Source organism: Blattabacterium cuenoti (assembly GCF_014252255.1).
Lineage (GTDB): Bacteria > Bacteroidota > Bacteroidia > Flavobacteriales > Blattabacteriaceae > Blattabacterium > Blattabacterium cuenoti_J.
This window is the reverse complement of the sequence record NZ_CP059213.1, coordinates 279,267-296,178: the sequence shown is the minus strand read 5'-3', so window position 1 is coordinate 296,178 and position 16,912 is coordinate 279,267. Positions and strand designations below refer to the sequence as shown.

Sequence of the window (16,912 nt, the reverse complement as noted above, 5' to 3'; positions counted from 1 at the left end):
TTATAATTAATAACAAAAACTTTCTATAATTTTTTTACAAAAAGAAAAAAGATCACTGTATATCCATTTTAGGATGATTTTTTTTTCTTCAATAGGGTATAACAGATGAACATTTGCACCTGCATCTAATGTAAAATAAATATTTTTTTTACTTTCTTTTCTAAAATCCCATACAGATTGAATAACATTTATAGTATTTGGTTTCATCCATAAAAAATAGGGACGAGATGTCATAATCATGGCATGAAGTGTTAAAGCTTCATGTTCTATTAATTCTCCAAATTCTTGAAAATCTCCTATTTTTAATATGGATATAAGACTATCCATATTTTTATTAGCAGATTTAAATCTTTCTTTAGCATAAAGATGGCTATTCATTAATAGATGTCCTTTTGAACTTAAAATCTTTTTGGGTTTTTCATCTATAATTAAAATAGTATTTACCAATTTTGTAAAAATTGTATGTATTTTATATGGATATGGAATAGCATAAAAATCGTTACTTCCTTTTATAGATTTATGATTGCCCCATACAACCAGTCCAGGATAAATAGATCTACAAGCACTACCTGAACCTAATCTTGCTAAAAAAGAAGCTTTTTTTAAAAAAAAATCTTCTTCTAAAGAAGAAACTAATTTTTTTTCTATTTCCATAACACATAATGCTAAAGCGCTCATGGAAGAAGCAGAAGAAGCTATTCCGCTACTATGTGGAAAAGTATTATAGGTTTCTATAATAAAATTAAAATCCAATAAATAAGAACAATAAAATGAAATTCTATGAAAAAAATCAAATATCTTTGGAAGAAAACTAGTTTTTTCTTTTCCTGAAAAAAAAATTTTTATAGAAAAATTTTTTTTTTCTTTTTTATGTTTATGATAAATTAATCGTGTTACCGTATAGATATTTTTTAGTGAATAACTAATAGAAGAATTTAACGGAATTTGAATTTTTTTATTATGTTTTCCCCAATATTTTATTAAAGCGATATTAGAATGACTTTTTCTTGTTACTTCTCCATTTTTATCTATAGAATATTTTTTATTTTTATAAACAAAACAATTTATTTTCAATTATAAATCATTTTTATTTTTATGAATATAATCAAACATTTTTTGGTCGTCGAATTCTCCTTCAGAACGAGCTATAACACAACTAGCTAATCCATTTCCTATTACATTTACAGTGGTTCTAGCCATATCCATTAATTCATCTATTCCTATAATAGCTAATATAGGCCAAGCTGGTAATCCAAAAGAAGCGACAGTTGCTAAAAGAATAACTAAAGAAGCTCTTGGAACTCCTGCTACTCCTTTACTAGTTAAAATTAATGTCAATCCTATGAATATTTGTTGACTAAAACTCAAAGGAATACCAGATGCTTGTGCTACGAAAACAGTAGCTAAAGATAAATAAAGAGTCGTCCCATCCAAATTAAAACTATAACCTGTAGGAATTACAAAAGCAATAATTTTTCTTGGAACACCTAATTTCTCTAAATTTTCCATAAGTAGAGGTAAAGCAGATTCTGAACTTGTAGTAGCAAATGCCAATGATACAGGTTCAGTTAATGCTTTAATAAAACCTTTTAAAGGAACTTTAATCCATAAAAGAATAGGAAATAAAACAACTATCAAAAAAATCATTAAAGCAATATAAAGAGTCAATAATAACTGAAATAGATTATATAAAATATCTAAACCCATATGTCCTACTGTATAAGCTATAGCAGATCCTACTCCTATAGGAGCAAAATACATGATAATTTTAGTGAATTTAAACATTATTTCCGAAAGACTTTCTGCAAATAATAATATAGGATCTCTTTTTTTTGCTTCTAAAAAAACCATTGATATACCGAAAATAACAGAAAATACCACTATAGGTAATACATCTCCATGATATATAGATTTTATAAAATTTTCTGGAAATACATGAAGAATAGTATCTTGCCAAGATCTACTTACTACTTTTGGCAATTGTTGTTCTGTTATTCCAGAAGGCATTACAATACCAACTCCAGCTTGAGATATATTAATAGCAATAAGACCAATAAATAAAGCTAAAGTTGTAACCACTTCAAAATATAGTAATGATTTCCATCCCATACTTCCTAGTTGTTTAATATTAGAATGACTTGCTATTCCAACTACTAAAGTGGAAAATAATATTGGAGCAATAATAGTTTTTATCAATCTTAAAAAGATTTGAGATAAAAATCTTAATTCTATAGCTATTTTTGGTATATCTAATCCAATTTCTATTCCTATGATAATGGATAATAAAATCCAAGTAGTTAAATCTTTTTTTAGAAAAGCATACAATATAAAAATAGATATGACAAAACATCTTAACATACAAAGAGTAAATTTATCAAATCCTAAAAAAGATTTGAATAAATGGATCAATACATATATTAAAACACTTAAAAAAGCTATTAATAAAACTTTTTCTTTTTTTATTTTCATTCCAATACTCATTTTGTAAAATTCAACATATCTAATATATATCTCAAAAATACAATCAAAAACCATCTGTTTGGTAACAGACCCGTAGGGACTCGAACCCCAACTAACAGAACCAAAATCTGCTGTGCTACCGTTACACAACGGGTCTATGTGTAAATATATATCATTTTTTTTTCAAAAACATTATAATTATGCCTAAATTAAGGTTTTTTGTAAATTCATAAATATATGTCTGTGAAAATACGTTTAAAAAGAATAGGAAAAAAACATAAACCTATTTATCATATAGTTGTAGCTGATTCTCGTTCTCCAAGAGATGGTAAATTTATTGAAAAACTAGGAACTTATAATCCTCATATGGATCCTCCTTTAACTATTTTAAAAATGGAAAATGCTGTATCATGGTTGATGAAAGGGGCTCAACCAACAAATACAGTAAAATCTATTTTTTCTAAAAATGGTGTATTATTAAAAAAACATTTATTAGAAGGAGTAAAAAAAGGAGTTTTAACTGATGAAGAATGCAATAAAAAATTTCATATATGGTATAAAAAATATAAAATATAAAATATAAAATATTATTATTATTTTGAAATAAAATATGGAAATTATAATTTTTTTAAAAAATCTAATTCTTTATTCAAACTATTTTTTATAGAAAAATTTCCTATACGTTCTCTTCTTAAAGAAAGAAGATAAGCCCCGCTTTTAAGTGCTTTTCCGAAATCTTGAGCAAAAGATCTAATATAAGTTCCTTTTCCACATTCTATAATAAATTTTATGTATGGTATTCCTATTTTTATAATATGAAATTGATAAATTTTTACACGTCTTGATTTCATAGAAATTATTTTTTCTCCTTTTCTAGCATATTCATAGAATTTTTTACCTTTTATTTTTAATGCAGAAAAAGAAGGAGGAAATTGATCAATTTCTCCAATAAATTTTTTAGATATTTTTCTAATAAATTGAGGAGTGATATGTAAAGTAGAAGAAAAATTATATTCCTTTGTTTCTGAATCAAAAGATAAGGTTTCACAACCTAATTTTATAATACCTGTATAAGTTTTTTTACAATTTTGAATATCATTTACTTTTTTAGTATATTTTCCTGTTAGAATAATTAATAAACCTGTAGCAAGAGGATCTAAAGTTCCTGCGTGTCCTATTTTTAAATTTACTTTTTTGGTAGTATTTTTTTTAGTAGTATTAGTGATAATATAACTTTTAATTTTTTTTACTACTTCAAAAGAAGTCCATCCCCAAGGTTTATCTATTAATAAAATTTTTCCATTTTGGAATTCTAATAAATTTTTTATCAAAATATTCTTATCGGTTTCATTTTCATTAAATAATGTACAATAATAAAAAAAATACCTATTATTATTCTATAGTATCCAAATAATTTAAAATTATTTTTTTTTAAATATTTTATAAAATATTTAACAGCTATTATTCCAGTAATAAAAGATACTATATTTCCTAAAAATAATAATTCTATATCTTGATATGTAAAAGAATTTAATTGAAAATAATATTCATGTAATTTTTTACATGTAGCAATTCCAATAATAGGAACAGATAAAAAAAAAGAAAATTCAATAGCTTTTTTTCTATTAATATTTTGTAATATACAAGCTATAATGGTAGTAGCACTCCTAGATACTCCTGGTATTAAAGATACACATTGAAATAATCCAATTATCAAAGCTTTTAAATAAGTAATATTGTTATTTTTTTTACCATGATAATTTTTTTCATAAAAATTTTCTGCTTTTAAAATGATTAATCCTCCTATAAAAAGAGATAAAGCAACAATAACTGGATTTTTTAATAAAGAATTTGTTTTTTGAGAATATAAAAAACCTAAAATTCCTATAGGAAAATTAGATACAAAAATTTTTATATAAAAATCCCATTTTTGAAAAAAAAATTTTTTTCTATATAAAAAAACAACTGATAATACTGCTCCAAGTTGAACAGATATAAGGAATAAACTTGTTATTTTATCTTCTAATATTCCCATAATAGAAGCTACAATAATCATATGTCCTGTAGAAGAAATAGGTAAAAATTCTGTAATTCCTTCAATAATCCCTAATAGGATTGATTGAATATAATTCATGATAAAAAAATACTAAAAATTATACATTTATTTTTGCATATATTGCATTTTTTTCTATAAAATTTCTACGTGGTGGTACTTCATCTCCCATAAGTATGGAAAATATTTTATCTGCTTCGGAATGATTTTCTATATTTACTTTTCTTAAAGTTCTTTTTTTTGGATTCATAGTTGTTTCCCAAAGTTGTTCTGCATTCATTTCTCCTAATCCTTTATAACGTTGTATATTAATATTTTTTTTTACTCCTAATTGATTGATAATATTTTCTCTTTCTTTATCGCTCCAAGCATATTGATAATGGTTCCCTTTTTGTATTAAATAAAGTGGAGGTGTTGCAATATAAATGTGTCCTTTTTCTATTAATGGCTTCATATAACGAAAGAACAATGTTAAAATTAAAGTAGAAATATGACTTCCATCTATATCAGCATCTGTCATAATAATAATTTTATTGTATCTCAGTTTTTTTATATTTAAAATTTCTTTATTTTCTTCGATTTCAATAGAAACTCCTAAAGATGTAAATATATTTTTTATTTCTTCATTTTCAAATATTTTATGCTGCATAGCTTTTTCAACATTTAATATTTTTCCTCGTAAAGGTAAAATAGCTTGAAAATTTCTATCTCTACCTTGTTTCGCAGTACCCCCCGCAGAATCTCCTTCAACCAAATAAATTTCACAATCTTTTGGATTATTAAAAGAACAATCCGCTAATTTTCCAGGTAAAATACTATTAATAGGATTCTTTTTTTGTATTAATTCACGAGCTTTTCTAGCAGCTTGACGTGCTTTAGCTGCTAATATTACTTTATCAATAATTTTTTTCCGATCAATAGGATGCTCTTCTAAATAACTATTCAACATTTCCCCTACAATCTTATCTACAATTCCTCCAACTTCGTGATTACTTAATTTTGTTTTAGTTTGTCCCTCAAATTGAGGATCCATTACTCTAACAGATATAATAGCTGTAATTCCTTCCCTAAAATCATCTCCAGTAAACTCAACTTTATCTTTATTGGATAAAATTCTATCACCATCTACATATTTTTTTAACGTTCTTGTTAATGCTCTTCGAAATCCAGAAAGATGAGTCCCTCCTTCAGTAGTATTGATATTATTAACATAAGAATGAATTTTTTCTTTAAAAGAAGTATTGTATTGCATTGCCACCTCTACAATTGTATTATCTTTTTCTCCTTCAATAAAAATGATATTTTTAGTTAAAGATTCCTTATTTTTATCTAAAATAGGAAGATATTCTTTTAATCCATTTTTAGAAAAAAAACATTCTTTAATATTCTCTCTTTCATCTTTTAAAAATAAAGAAAGTCCTTTATTTAAAAAAGATAATTCTTTCAATCTTTCGGATAAAATTTTATAATTATATGTAATAGAATGAAAAATAGAATGATCAGCAATATAATAAATTTTTGTTCCTTGCATATCTGTTTTTCCTAAACATTTTACAGGATAAAGGGCTGTTCCTTTAAAATATTCTTGTTGATAAATTTTTTTATTACGATAAATTGTAACTATAAGTTTTTGAGATAAAGCATTAACACAGGAAATTCCCACTCCGTGTAATCCTCCCGAAACTTTATAAGAATTTTTATCAAATTTACCACCTGCCCCAATTTTAGTCATTACAACTTCAAGAGCCGATTTTCCTTCTTTTTTATGAATATCTATTGGAATTCCACGACCATTATCAAGTACAGTAATAAATCCATTTTTGTGAATTTTTACCCATATTTTATTACAGAAACCTGCTAAAGCTTCATCAACAGAATTATCTATTACTTCATATACTAAATGATGTAATCCTCTAATTCCTACATCTCCAATGTACATAGAAGGTCTCATTCTGATATGTTCGATACCTTCAAGAGATTGAATACTATCTGCTGTATAATTATTTTTAGTATTTTTTTTACTCATAAATAACCCATTAATAATTTTATTGGAAATTTTTCTTATTTTATTTACATAAATAAAAAAAATTTTTAGTTTGATATTCGATCAAAGATAGAATAAAAAAAATGTTTTTTCGTGAAAATTTGGGATAAAAAAAATAATTTAAGTTTTAATAAAAAAATAGAAAATTTTACTTCAGGAAAGGATTCTAAAATAGATTTACTTTTAGCTCCGCATGATGTTATAGGAACTATCGCTCATATCATTATGTTAAAAAGTATTGGATTATTAAATAAAAAAGATTTTAAAATTTTAATTCATGAATTACGTCATATTTATGTAAATGAAATATTACAAAATAATTTTATAATGGATGAAGGAATAGAAGATATTCATTCTCAAATAGAATTTTTATTAATAAATCGTTTAGGAGAAGTAGGTAAAAAAATACATAGTGGAAGATCAAGAAATGATCAAATATTGGTTGATTTAAAACTTTTTGTTCGTACAGAAATCAAAGAAATCGTTTTAATAACTTATTCATTTTTTGATTTTTTATTAAAATTAAGTGAACAACATAAAAATACATTTATGCCTGGTTATACTCATTATCAAATAGCGATGCCTTCTTCTTTTGGACTTTGGTTTGCAGCATATGCTGAAAGTTTAATAGATGATTTATTATTAATACACACAGCATATCGTATTGTTAATAAAAATCCTTTAGGATCGGCGGCAGGTTATGGTTCTACTTTACCTTTAAATAGAAAAATGACAACGGATTTATTAGGATTTGAAAATTTAAATTATAATGTAATATATGCTCAAATGGGACGTGGTAAAATGGAAATAATAGTTTCAGAATCTATTGCTTCTTTAGCAAGAACTTTAAGTAAAATGGCACAAGATATTTGCTTATACTTAAGTCAAAATTTCAATTTTATTAGTTTTCCTGATCATCTAACTACTGGATCTAGTATTATGCCTCATAAAAAAAATCCAGATGTATTTGAAATAATACGAGCTAAATGTAATAGAATGATTTCATTACCAAATGAAATTTATTTAATTTCTTCTAATTTATGCTCTGGATATCATAGAGATTTTCAAATTATTAAAGAAAGATTTATTCCTCTTTTTGAAGAAATAAAAAAATGTTTTTCTATGTTTAAGTATATGTTGAATCATATTATAGTGAAAAATAATATTCTTCAGGAAGAAAAAGATAAATATAAATATTTATTCAGTGTAGAAATAGTTAATAAACTTGTTATTGAAAAAGGATATTCTTTTAGAGAAGCCTATCAAAAAGTCGGTTTAGATATACAAAAAGGATGTTTTCAACCTTTATACTTTACCAAAAATTCTTATTCTCATGAAGGAAGTATAGGAAATTTATGTAATAAAAAAATTAGAAATTTGATGAAAAATGTTATCAAAGAATTTAATTTTTATAAAATCGAAAAAATTATAAAACGTTTAATTTATAGTAAAAATATTTTATAAGTTTAACTTTTTTTTAAGTTGCATAGATTTTTTATAAAACCAATCTTTTATTTTTTTATGATGTCCAGATAAAAGGATTTTTGGTACAGACCATCCTTTATAAATAGCGGGACGAGTATAAATAGGAGGAGCAATTAAAAATTCTTTTTGAAAAGAATCCGTAATAATAGAATCTTTATTTTTTATGACACCAGGTAATAATCGAACTACAGATTCTACTACTACAGCCGCAGCTAGTTCTCCTCCAGATAAAATATATTTTCCAATAGATATTTCTTGAGAAATCAAATGATCTCTAATTCTTTGATCAATCCCTTTGTAACGTCCACAAAGAATGATAATATTTTTTTTATCAGTTAAAATTTTTGCATATTTTTGTGAAAAAATGGTTCCATCAGGAGTCATAAAAATTTTTTCATCATAATATCGTTCTGATAATAATTTTGAAAAACATTGATATACAGGTTCTATTTTAAGAACCATTCCAGATCCTCCTCCATAAGGATAATCATCTACTTTTTTTCGTTCCCCTACTCCATATTTACGTAAATCATGTACATAAATATCAATCAATCCTTGATTGATTGCTTTTTTAATAATAGAATTGGAAAAAGGACTATGTAAAATTTCAGGAAAAAGGCTAACAATATCTATACGCATTATTTTTTTTTAGTAATTAATATACACTTTGACTAATAATCTAGTAATGAATCTAATGAAAAAATTCTACCTTTGTGAATAATTTATTAAAATGAATTATACCGTATCTATCGTAGGACGTCCAAATGTAGGAAAATCTACTTTATTTAATCGTCTTGTAGGAAGAAAAAAAGCTATTGTTCATATTCAAAGTGGAGTTACAAGAGATAGAATTTTTGGAAATTCAGAATGGAATGGATTAAAATTCTCTGTGGTAGATACAGGTGGTTTTAATTTTTCAGTTTCAAATAATGATATTCTGGAAAAAGAAATAAAAAATCAAATTTTGATATCTATCAAAGAAACTGATGTTATTTTATTTTTAGTAGATATAAAAATTGGAATATTAGAAACAGATATAAAAATAGCTAAAATACTCAATAAATTTAAAAAAAATACTTTATTAGTAGTGAATAAAGTAGATAATGTAAAATCAATATCTTACAATGAAGATACAGATTTTTTTCATTTAGGATTAGGAAAATATTACTGTATATCAGCTATAAATGGTAGTGGAACGGGAGAATTATTAGATAAATTAATAGAAATTTTTAAAAAAAATTTCTTTTTTAAAAAAGAAAAAATCGTCAAAAGAGAATTACTTCCTCGTTTTTCGGTGATAGGACGTCCAAATGTAGGAAAATCTACTTTGATTAACTCTTTTCTAAATAAAAATCATCATATTGTAACTAATATTTCTGGTACAACTAGAGATAGTCTTGATGTTTTTTATAAAAAATTTGGATATGAATGTATTTTAGTTGATACTCCAGGAATAAGAAAAAAATCAAAAATTATAGAAAATATTGAGTATTATTCTTCTATGAAAACGGTACAAACAATCAAATACACTGATATTTGTCTTTTAATGGTAGATGCGTCTATTGGATGGGAAAAACAAGATATTAATATTTTTAGATTAATTAAAAAAAATAATAAAGGTATTATAATTCTTATTAACAAATGGGATTTATTTTATCATAAAAATTATTTGATAAAAAAGAATTACGAATTTTTGATTCGAAAAAAAATATCTCCATTTGATAATGTTCCTATTATTTTTATATCTGCAAAAAATAAATATGGAATACATCATATTATACCCATAGCTTATAAAATTTTAAAATCACGTAAAAATAGATTAAAAACGAATATTTTAAATAAAATTATGTTACCAATTTTTAAAAAAAACCCTCCTCCTTCTAAGAAAAAAAATAAATTGATAAAAATAAAATATTGTACTCAGCTGCCATTATGCACGCCCGTATTTATTTTTTTCTCTAATTTTCCTCAATATATAAAAGAATCTTATAAAAGATTTGTTGAAAATAAAATTCGTGATCACTTTGATTTTATAGGAGTCCCTATACAAATTTTCTTTAGAAAAAAATAATTTATTAGTATTTATTATCTATTTGTTAGACTTTTTTTTTATGATACTGTGATAACACATTTAAGAGGAAAATTAATAGAAAAAAATCAATCTTATTTAATAATAGATTGTCATGGAGTAGGATATTATATTCATATTTCATCATATACTTATTCTTCTTTATTAAAAATAATAAAAAAAGAAAAAGATATATGTATCTATACTTATCTTTTTATAAAAGAAAATCAACATGTTTTGTATGGTTTTTTTGAAAAAAAAGAAAGAAAAATATTTTCTTATTTGATATCTGTTAATGGAATAGGACCAAATTCTGCTATCATGTTATTATCTTCTCTAACTCCATATGAAATAGAAAAATCTATATATAAAGAGGATATAAAAAGTTTTAATCAAGTAAAAGGAATTGGGACCAAAACTGCTCAAAGAATTATTATTGAACTAAAAGATAAATTTACTAAAGACATTTTTCCTAAAAAAGGAAAAAATGTAAAATTTTTGGAAAAAACACCTTTTTTAATAAAAGAAGAAGCTTTAAACGCTTTGATTATACTTGGATTTTCTATCAAAAAATCTAAAAAGGTTTTGGATGATGTTTTAAATGAAAATCCCGAATTTTCTGTAGAAAATCTTATTAAAGAATCTTTAAAAAAATTGTAAAATCAGAAAAATAATTTTTTATGTATAAAAAAAATAAACCTGAAAAATAATATACTTTTTCTTTTTTTTGTGTATTCAATAATACCTCTTATTATTATGAAATTTTTTTATTCCTCAATTATAGTGGTTCTTTTTTTATTATCTATATTTGATCTTATTGTTGGATTAATTAATGATGCTGTTAATTTTTTAAATTCTGCCATTGGATCTAAAGTTGCATCTCGAAAAATAATTATGTCTTTTGCTAGTTTAGGTATTTTATTAGGAGCGGTTTTATCTAGCGGAATGATGGAAGTAGCAAGAAAAGGGGTTTTTGATCCTTCTTATTTTTATTTTTCAGATATTATTTTTATTTTTTTAGCTGTTATGATATCTGATATTATATTATTGGATATTTTTAATACTTTAGGATTACCCACTTCTACTACAGTATCTATGGTTTTTTGTTTATTAGGTGGAGCATTTAGTATAGCAATCATTAAAATGAGTTCTCCATTAAATAATGAGCCATTTCATCATTTAACTTTATACATTAAAACAGAAAAAACATTAACTATTAGTATAGGTATTTTTTTATCTATTATAATTTCTTTTATTTCTGGTTCTTTTATTCACTATTTTATTCGTTATTTATTTGGTTTTGAATATGAAAATAAATTAAAACATGTAGGAGTAATATGGACGGCTATTTCATTAAGTTGTATGACTTATTTTCTTATTATAAGAGGATTACATAGTACATTTCAAGGTTTTATTAATAATAATTTAACAGGATTTTCCTTATTCATTCAACATTTTATAAAATGTATTCATCATAATTTTTTTATTTTTTTGATTATATTATTTTTAACATGGACAATTATAGCGAAAATATTTGTTTCTTTAGGATATAATATATTAAAATTTGTTGTATTATATGGAACTTTTTCTTTAGCTATGGCTTTTGCAGGAAATGATTTAGTAAACTTTATAGGAATCCCTATAGCTGGAATACAATCTTATAAGATATGGATAAAAGCAGGTAGCCCCCCTCCTGAAAAATTCAATATGAAAGGTTTGTCGGGAAATGTGAAAGTTCCATCTATTATTTTAATTATTGCAGGAATGATTATGATAATAACTCTTTGGTTTTCTAAAAAAACAAAAAACATAACTAGTACAGAAATTAATTTAAGTAGACAAAATGAAGGATCAGAAAAATTTTTATCCAATTCTTTTTCTAGAGGAATTGTTCGATTTTTTTTATACTTTGGAAAAAGTTTTTTTAAATTATTTCCAAAAAGATTTTTGGTTAAAATAGAAAAAAATTTTAAGCAAAAAAAAATACAAAAAAAAGAAAATATTGCTTTTGATTTAGTTAGAGCTTCTGCTAATTTAACTATATCTAGCATATTAATATCTATAGCAACGGTTAAAAAATTACCATTATCTACTACTTTTGTCACTTTTATGGTGTCTATGGGGACTTCTCTTTCAGATAGAGCTTGGGATAGAGAAAGTGCTGTTTATAGAATTTCAGGAGTGTTAAAAGTTATAAGAGGATGGTTTTTAACAGGTTTCATGGCTTTTATTATATCAGGAATAATTGCTTCTTTTTTATACTTTTTTAAAGAATGGGCTTTATATTCTCTTATTTTTTTAATTTTATTTGTTTTTTATAAAAGTTATAAAAAATATCATCAAAAAAAAAGACAAAAGGAAAAACCATTTTTTGATATTATAGTAAATATTCCTATAGAAACAACTTTAAATAAAACATTTTATATTTTTAAAACAATACTTGAATATATAGAGGAAATGTATAAAAGTAGTATAGAAGGAATTACTCAAGAAAATTTTAAAACTCTTCAATATAGTAGAAATATTTTTTTAAAATTAAAAGAAAATTTTAAAAATATACAAAACACTTTAATTCAAGTGATTAGAAATACAAAAACCAGTAAAACTACTTATGGTATTATTTATTTACATATATATAACAAAACTAAAGATATTATTGAATCATCAGATATTATTACTAATCATACATTATTTCATGTAATAAATAGTCATACACCTTTAAAATATAAACAGAAAAAAAATTTATTAATTCTTGAAAATTTAATGATTGAACATTTTCACATTATTAAAAAAATAACAATAAATAAAAATTTACAAAAAATTCAATTTCCTTGTACAATACAAAATAAAATTCTAAATAAAATAGAGGAACAAATGAATCAACAAGTAATGGGAATTATTTCTCAAAAATATGGAAAAAAAAATACATTATTAATGTTAGATATTCTTTTACAATCAAAAAAAATAACAAAAAGTATAAAAGATATTATTTTATTATATAAAAAAAATATATCATCAAAAAAAGATGCATCATTTATAATTTTTTAGATTTTAATGTTCATTATATTACATCCTCGTATATCTGAAAAATCCATTCTTCCTAAGACTTCGAATTCTTCTTCATTTATTTTTCTTCCTAAATCTTCTGTTGAAATAAAAGGACAAGACAAATAATTAGATAAATCTATAATATCAATACCTCCTATTTTATTATTATTTATATGAATAAAAGGATCTTCCGGATCTCTTATATATATTTTCATCCAAGGAGGACATCGAAATATACCGTTTTTTTTTGCATATGCTTGAGAAAGCAATTCCGTCATTCCATATTCCGAATGAATTTCATCGACAAAAAAAAATTTTTTTAATATATTATGTAATTCTTCTCTAATTATTTCTTTTCGTTTACCTTTCATTCCTCCTGTCTCCATAATAATAACGTTTTTTTTATATTCATTTTTTCTTTTACTGTTACCAACATTTTTTTTTATAAAATCTAATAAAGAAAAACTAAGTCCAAAAATTAAAATATTTTTTTTTTCAGGAAAAATAATATTTTTTCTTTTATAAGAATAAGAAGAAGAAATAAAATGACTTCCATTTTTAATGGTCTTTTGTATAAAATATTTTACCATATAAATTAAAGAAGAATCATTTCTATCAGTAGGAATAAGTCCTAAAAATTTAAATTTTTCTATTGGACCATAAAAAAATTCAAATCCTTTTTTAATACTATTTAGATAAATACTTAAATCTTCTACATAATGTTTACTTTTTTTTATACCTGTTGTTCCGCTACTAGTAAAAATTATATCTGGAATACTTTTGGTATTATGACAAATACAATGTGTTTTAAAAAAAGAAATAGGTAAAAAAGGAATTTGAGAAATATTTTTTATTTCTATTGGATCAATTTTTAATGATTGAAGATAATTTTTATAAATTTTATTATATTTTATTTGGTAATGAAATATATCCAATGTTAAATTTTCAAATTCATTTTTTGATAAAAACGAAAAAATTTTATTTTTAAAACTCATTTTAAAAATAAAATTTGAAAATAAAAATATAATTCTTTCAATTTATAAAATAAGTATCCTTTTTTAGAAAAAAAAAATTGAAACTCTTTTTCAAAAGAATTTTGAAAAAAACTATAAGGAATTATATTTATTTTTTTATTTACTTCTTTTAGAAAAAAAAGACATATTGAAATCCAAAAAAAATATTTAATCATGCCTAATATTCCACCCAAGAATTTATCAATAGGTTTCATCCATGTAATTATCATAATTAATTCTATAATTTTTTTTGATAAAAAAGATAAAAAAATTATAGAAAGAAAAAAAATAATGATAGAAGAAATTATAAAAAAATAAGATTCTTTATTTACTACTACTACATTTATTTTTTTAATAAAATCAAATATAATAATTCCTTTATAAATAAAAATTAAAAATATCATGAATACAAAAAATTGATAAATTAAACCTTTTTTATAACCATGATATCCTCCATTTAAAACTAAAATAATAATGATTATATCTAATATTAACATAATTTATAAATATGAAAAAAAAATTTATACAAAAATTTCATATTAATTGGAATAAAGTAATATCATATATAAAAAATCATTTTTCCATAGAAGGACAAATTGATATTATTGGAATTATTTATTTAATAGGAATTCAAGAACTTGGTAAAGGTAAAAATAGATCTTTAAATAAAGAAGATAAAATTAATATTCTACATATTGCAATATGTAGAATATTAGAACCTTTTGGTTATTATTCTTTTCTTGGAAAAGATAAGGAAGGATGGCCTCATTATATATTAAAATCCAAAATTCCTTTTAATCAAAAAAAACAATTATTTTTAATTCAAAAAGCTATCATTCGTTATATGAACGAAGAAAATATTATTGAATAAATATGGATAAAAAAATAGATAAAATAAAAAAATATATTAAATATTTTCATATAAAAACATCTGATGATTTAAATTCATTTAGAGGAAAATTATTAGGGAAAAAAAAAGGAATTATAACAATATTATTTAAAGAATTAAAAGATATATCCATTTATAAAAGAAAAAATTATGGAATAATTATCAATGAATTAAAAAAAGAAGTTCAAAAAAAAATCTTTCATTATAAATCAAAAAATAATATTCAAAATGAAAAAATACTCAAATATGATCCTACTATACCTGGAAAATCTATAGAATTGGGATCAATACACCCGTTATCTATTATGAAAAATAGAATAATAGATATTTTTCTAAAAATTGGATTTACTTATGTAGACGGACCAGAAATAGAGGATGATTGGCATAACTTTACTGCTTTAAATATTCCAATTTATCATCCATCTAGAGATATGCAGGATACATTTTTTTTATATAAAAATCCAGATATTTTATTACGTACACATACTTCATCTATACAAATACGATATATGAAAAAATATAGTCCACCTTTTCGTGTTCTATCTATAGGAAAAGTATATAGAAATGAAACGATTTCATCACATTCCAATTTTATGTTTCATCAAGCAGAAGGATTTTATATAGATAAAAAAGTTTCCTTTTCCGATCTAAAACAAACGGTTCATTATTTAATAACTTCTCTTTTTGGAAAAGCAAAAATAAGATTTCGTCCATCTTATTTCCCATTTACAGAACCTAGCGCTGAAGTAGATATATCCTATAATAATAAATGGTTAGAAATTATGGGTTGTGGAATGATAGACCCAGAAGTTTTAAAAAATGTAAATATTGACCCAGAAATTTATTATGGATTTGCTTTTGGATTGGGAATAGAGCGTTTAACTTTAATGATTTATCATATGAAAGATATTAGAATTTATTTTGATAATGATATTCGTTTTTTAAAACAATTTAAATATGAATTTTAGACTTATATTTTCTTTGTCGTAAAACTTCATATAAAATAATTCCACATGCTACAGATACATTTAAAGACGAAATTCCTTTTATTACTGGAATTTTTATTTTTTCACAGGAAATTTTTAAATTTTTTGGAGAAATACCTTTTTCTTCATTTCCTAATATTAAAGCTAATGGTCCTGAAAGATCAATATTATACCAATATATATTGGATTTTTCCGTAGCAGATACAATTTTTAATCCATAATTTATTAAAAACGTTATAGTATTTTGAATATTTTTTTCTTGACATATTGGAACTTTAAATAAAGCACCTGAAGAAGTTTTAATAGAATCAGATCCAATCATTGCTGTCGATTTTTTTGGAATAATAATAGCATTTGCTCCAACACATGCAGAAGTACGTATTATGGATCCAAAATTTCTTACATCTGTAATTCGATCTAAAATTACCAAAAGTGGATTTATTTTTCTTTCATAAAATATAGGAAGTAAATCTTCTATTTGATAAGTTTTTATAGGAGAAAGTAAAGCAAAAACTCCTTGATGATTTTTATTTTTTAATTGAAAAAATTTTTGTTTTGAAACTATTTGAATGGGAATATTTTCTTTTTTAGAAATATTTATTAATTTTTTATAAGCATTAGATCCTTGTTTTAATCCTTTTTGAAAAAAAAGTTTATTAATAATTTTTTTAGATTTAATAGCTTCTATTAAAGGATGTATTCCATAAACAATTTCTACTTTTTTCATAGTAAATAATAATAATTTTAATTTTTTTTATTTTTATCAAAAATTCTAAAAATAGATTTTTTTAATAAATTTTTTATAAAAAACCGTGAAATATTTCTACAAAAAAAAAATAAAAAAAAGATCAAAAAATATAAAATAG

16 protein-coding genes and 1 tRNA gene are annotated in these 16,912 nt (G+C 23.0%); 7 read left to right on the top strand and 10 right to left on the bottom strand.

The features are described 5' to 3' along the window. Positions 1-6 precede the first annotated feature (6 nt). The 3 genes from H0H41_RS01405 to H0H41_RS01395 all read right to left on the bottom strand — a co-directional run bounded on the left by H0H41_RS01405 (position 7) and on the right by H0H41_RS01395 (position 2,617). Entirely contained in the window at positions 7-1,074 is a 1,068-nt protein-coding gene (locus tag H0H41_RS01405; RefSeq protein ID WP_185872460.1) for a diphosphomevalonate/mevalonate 3,5-bisphosphate decarboxylase family protein, read from the bottom strand. After that, positions 1,075-2,481: a dicarboxylate/amino acid:cation symporter gene (locus H0H41_RS01400; protein ID WP_185872459.1), complete on the bottom strand. Its 1,407-nt coding sequence runs from the start codon at positions 2,479-2,481 to the stop codon at positions 1,075-1,077. It abuts the gene before it with no gap. Positions 2,482-2,546: 65 nt separating this feature from the next. Then, positions 2,547-2,617: transfer RNA gene (locus tag H0H41_RS01395), tRNA-Gln, on the bottom strand. An 80-nt stretch (positions 2,618-2,697) separates the two neighbouring features. On the opposite strand from H0H41_RS01395, the gene rpsP reads away from it, so the two are divergent. Then, positions 2,698-3,036, top strand: a complete 339-nt coding sequence (gene rpsP, locus H0H41_RS01390) for a 30S ribosomal protein S16 (protein WP_185872458.1) — start codon at positions 2,698-2,700, stop codon at positions 3,034-3,036. 41 nt (positions 3,037-3,077) lie between these two features. On the opposite strand, the gene truB is transcribed toward rpsP, so the two are convergent. The 3 genes from truB to gyrB are packed head-to-tail and all read right to left on the bottom strand — an operon-like array spanning position 3,078 to position 6,539. After that, on the bottom strand, positions 3,078-3,791 hold the full coding sequence (gene truB, locus H0H41_RS01385; protein ID WP_185872457.1) for a tRNA pseudouridine(55) synthase TruB: 714 nt from the start codon (positions 3,789-3,791) through the stop codon (positions 3,078-3,080). Beyond that, positions 3,788-4,594 (bottom strand): undecaprenyl-diphosphate phosphatase, encoded by an 807-nt coding sequence (locus H0H41_RS01380; protein ID WP_185872456.1) that lies wholly within the window; start codon positions 4,592-4,594, stop codon positions 3,788-3,790. The genes truB and H0H41_RS01380 overlap by 4 nt, the downstream gene beginning before the upstream one ends. 19 nt (positions 4,595-4,613) lie before the next feature. Further along, positions 4,614-6,539, bottom strand: coding sequence for a DNA topoisomerase (ATP-hydrolyzing) subunit B (gene gyrB, locus H0H41_RS01375; RefSeq protein ID WP_185872455.1), 1,926 nt, complete (start codon positions 6,537-6,539; stop codon positions 4,614-4,616). 111 nt (positions 6,540-6,650) lie between these two features. On the opposite strand from gyrB, the gene argH reads away from it, so the two are divergent. After that, positions 6,651-8,021, top strand: coding sequence for an argininosuccinate lyase (gene argH / locus H0H41_RS01370; RefSeq protein ID WP_185872454.1), 1,371 nt, complete (start codon positions 6,651-6,653; stop codon positions 8,019-8,021). On the opposite strand, the gene trmD is transcribed toward argH, so the two are convergent. After that, the gene (trmD, locus tag H0H41_RS01365; RefSeq protein ID WP_185872453.1) at positions 8,016-8,681 is read right to left on the bottom strand and encodes a tRNA (guanosine(37)-N1)-methyltransferase TrmD; all 666 of its coding nucleotides are present in this window, start codon (positions 8,679-8,681) and stop codon (positions 8,016-8,018) included. The genes argH and trmD overlap by 6 nt on opposite strands. A 91-nt stretch (positions 8,682-8,772) precedes the next feature. Between trmD and der the strand changes: the two genes are divergently transcribed. The 3 genes from der (at position 8,773) to H0H41_RS01350 (ending at position 13,158) form a co-directional block, all read left to right on the top strand. After that, on the top strand, positions 8,773-10,113 hold the full coding sequence (der, locus tag H0H41_RS01360) for a ribosome biogenesis GTPase Der (RefSeq protein WP_185872452.1): 1,341 nt from the start codon (positions 8,773-8,775) through the stop codon (positions 10,111-10,113). A gap of 48 nt (positions 10,114-10,161) precedes the next feature. Next, on the top strand, positions 10,162-10,770 hold the full coding sequence (gene ruvA, locus H0H41_RS01355) for a Holliday junction branch migration protein RuvA (protein WP_185872451.1): 609 nt from the start codon (positions 10,162-10,164) through the stop codon (positions 10,768-10,770). Between the two features lie 96 nt (positions 10,771-10,866). Beyond that, entirely contained in the window at positions 10,867-13,158 is a 2,292-nt protein-coding gene (locus H0H41_RS01350; RefSeq protein WP_185872450.1) for an inorganic phosphate transporter, read from the top strand. Here the strand turns inward: H0H41_RS01350 and H0H41_RS01345 are convergent. Further along, complete coding sequence (locus H0H41_RS01345) at positions 13,155-14,153, bottom strand: LuxE/PaaK family acyltransferase (protein ID WP_185872449.1); 999 nt, start codon at positions 14,151-14,153, stop codon at positions 13,155-13,157. The genes H0H41_RS01350 and H0H41_RS01345 overlap by 4 nt on opposite strands. Continuing rightward, positions 14,150-14,668, bottom strand: a complete 519-nt coding sequence (locus tag H0H41_RS01340) for a CvpA family protein (RefSeq protein ID WP_185872448.1) — start codon at positions 14,666-14,668, stop codon at positions 14,150-14,152. The genes H0H41_RS01345 and H0H41_RS01340 overlap by 4 nt, the downstream gene beginning before the upstream one ends. 11 nt (positions 14,669-14,679) lie before the next feature. On the opposite strand from H0H41_RS01340, the gene H0H41_RS01335 reads away from it, so the two are divergent. Both H0H41_RS01335 and pheS read left to right on the top strand, forming a co-directional pair. Further along, a complete protein-coding gene (locus H0H41_RS01335; protein ID WP_185872447.1) occupies positions 14,680-15,042 on the top strand; it encodes a hypothetical protein in 363 nt (120 codons plus the stop codon). A 2-nt stretch (positions 15,043-15,044) separates the two neighbouring features. Next, the gene (gene pheS / locus H0H41_RS01330; protein ID WP_185872446.1) at positions 15,045-16,028 is read left to right on the top strand and encodes a phenylalanine--tRNA ligase subunit alpha; all 984 of its coding nucleotides are present in this window, start codon (positions 15,045-15,047) and stop codon (positions 16,026-16,028) included. Here the strand turns inward: pheS and rlmB are convergent. Beyond that, positions 16,012-16,773: a 23S rRNA (guanosine(2251)-2'-O)-methyltransferase RlmB gene (rlmB, locus tag H0H41_RS01325; protein ID WP_185872445.1), complete on the bottom strand. Its 762-nt coding sequence runs from the start codon at positions 16,771-16,773 to the stop codon at positions 16,012-16,014. The genes pheS and rlmB overlap by 17 nt on opposite strands. Positions 16,774-16,912: the final 139 nt, after the last annotated feature.

What these genes read in the sequence shown, in the direction of transcription:
- H0H41_RS01400 (WP_185872459.1), bottom strand. Translation starts at nt 2,481, where the DNA reads ATGAGTATTGGAATGAAAATAAAAAAAGAAAAAGTTTTATTAATAGCT.
- H0H41_RS01335 (WP_185872447.1), top strand. Translation starts at nt 14,680, where the DNA reads ATGAAAAAAAAATTTATACAAAAATTTCATATTAATTGGAATAAAGTA.
- H0H41_RS01350 (WP_185872450.1), top strand. Translation starts at nt 10,867, where the DNA reads ATGAAATTTTTTTATTCCTCAATTATAGTGGTTCTTTTTTTATTATCT.
- H0H41_RS01380 (WP_185872456.1), bottom strand. Translation starts at nt 4,594, where the DNA reads ATGAATTATATTCAATCAATCCTATTAGGGATTATTGAAGGAATTACA.
- pheS (WP_185872446.1), top strand. Translation starts at nt 15,045, where the DNA reads ATGGATAAAAAAATAGATAAAATAAAAAAATATATTAAATATTTTCAT.
- der (WP_185872452.1), top strand. Translation starts at nt 8,773, where the DNA reads ATGAATTATACCGTATCTATCGTAGGACGTCCAAATGTAGGAAAATCT.
- H0H41_RS01340 (WP_185872448.1), bottom strand. Translation starts at nt 14,668, where the DNA reads ATGTTAATATTAGATATAATCATTATTATTTTAGTTTTAAATGGAGGA.
- H0H41_RS01345 (WP_185872449.1), bottom strand. Translation starts at nt 14,153, where the DNA reads ATGAGTTTTAAAAATAAAATTTTTTCGTTTTTATCAAAAAATGAATTT.
- trmD (WP_185872453.1), bottom strand. Translation starts at nt 8,681, where the DNA reads ATGCGTATAGATATTGTTAGCCTTTTTCCTGAAATTTTACATAGTCCT.
- gyrB (WP_185872455.1), bottom strand. Translation starts at nt 6,539, where the DNA reads ATGAGTAAAAAAAATACTAAAAATAATTATACAGCAGATAGTATTCAA.
- rpsP (WP_185872458.1), top strand. Translation starts at nt 2,698, where the DNA reads ATGTCTGTGAAAATACGTTTAAAAAGAATAGGAAAAAAACATAAACCT.
- rlmB (WP_185872445.1), bottom strand. Translation starts at nt 16,773, where the DNA reads ATGAAAAAAGTAGAAATTGTTTATGGAATACATCCTTTAATAGAAGCT.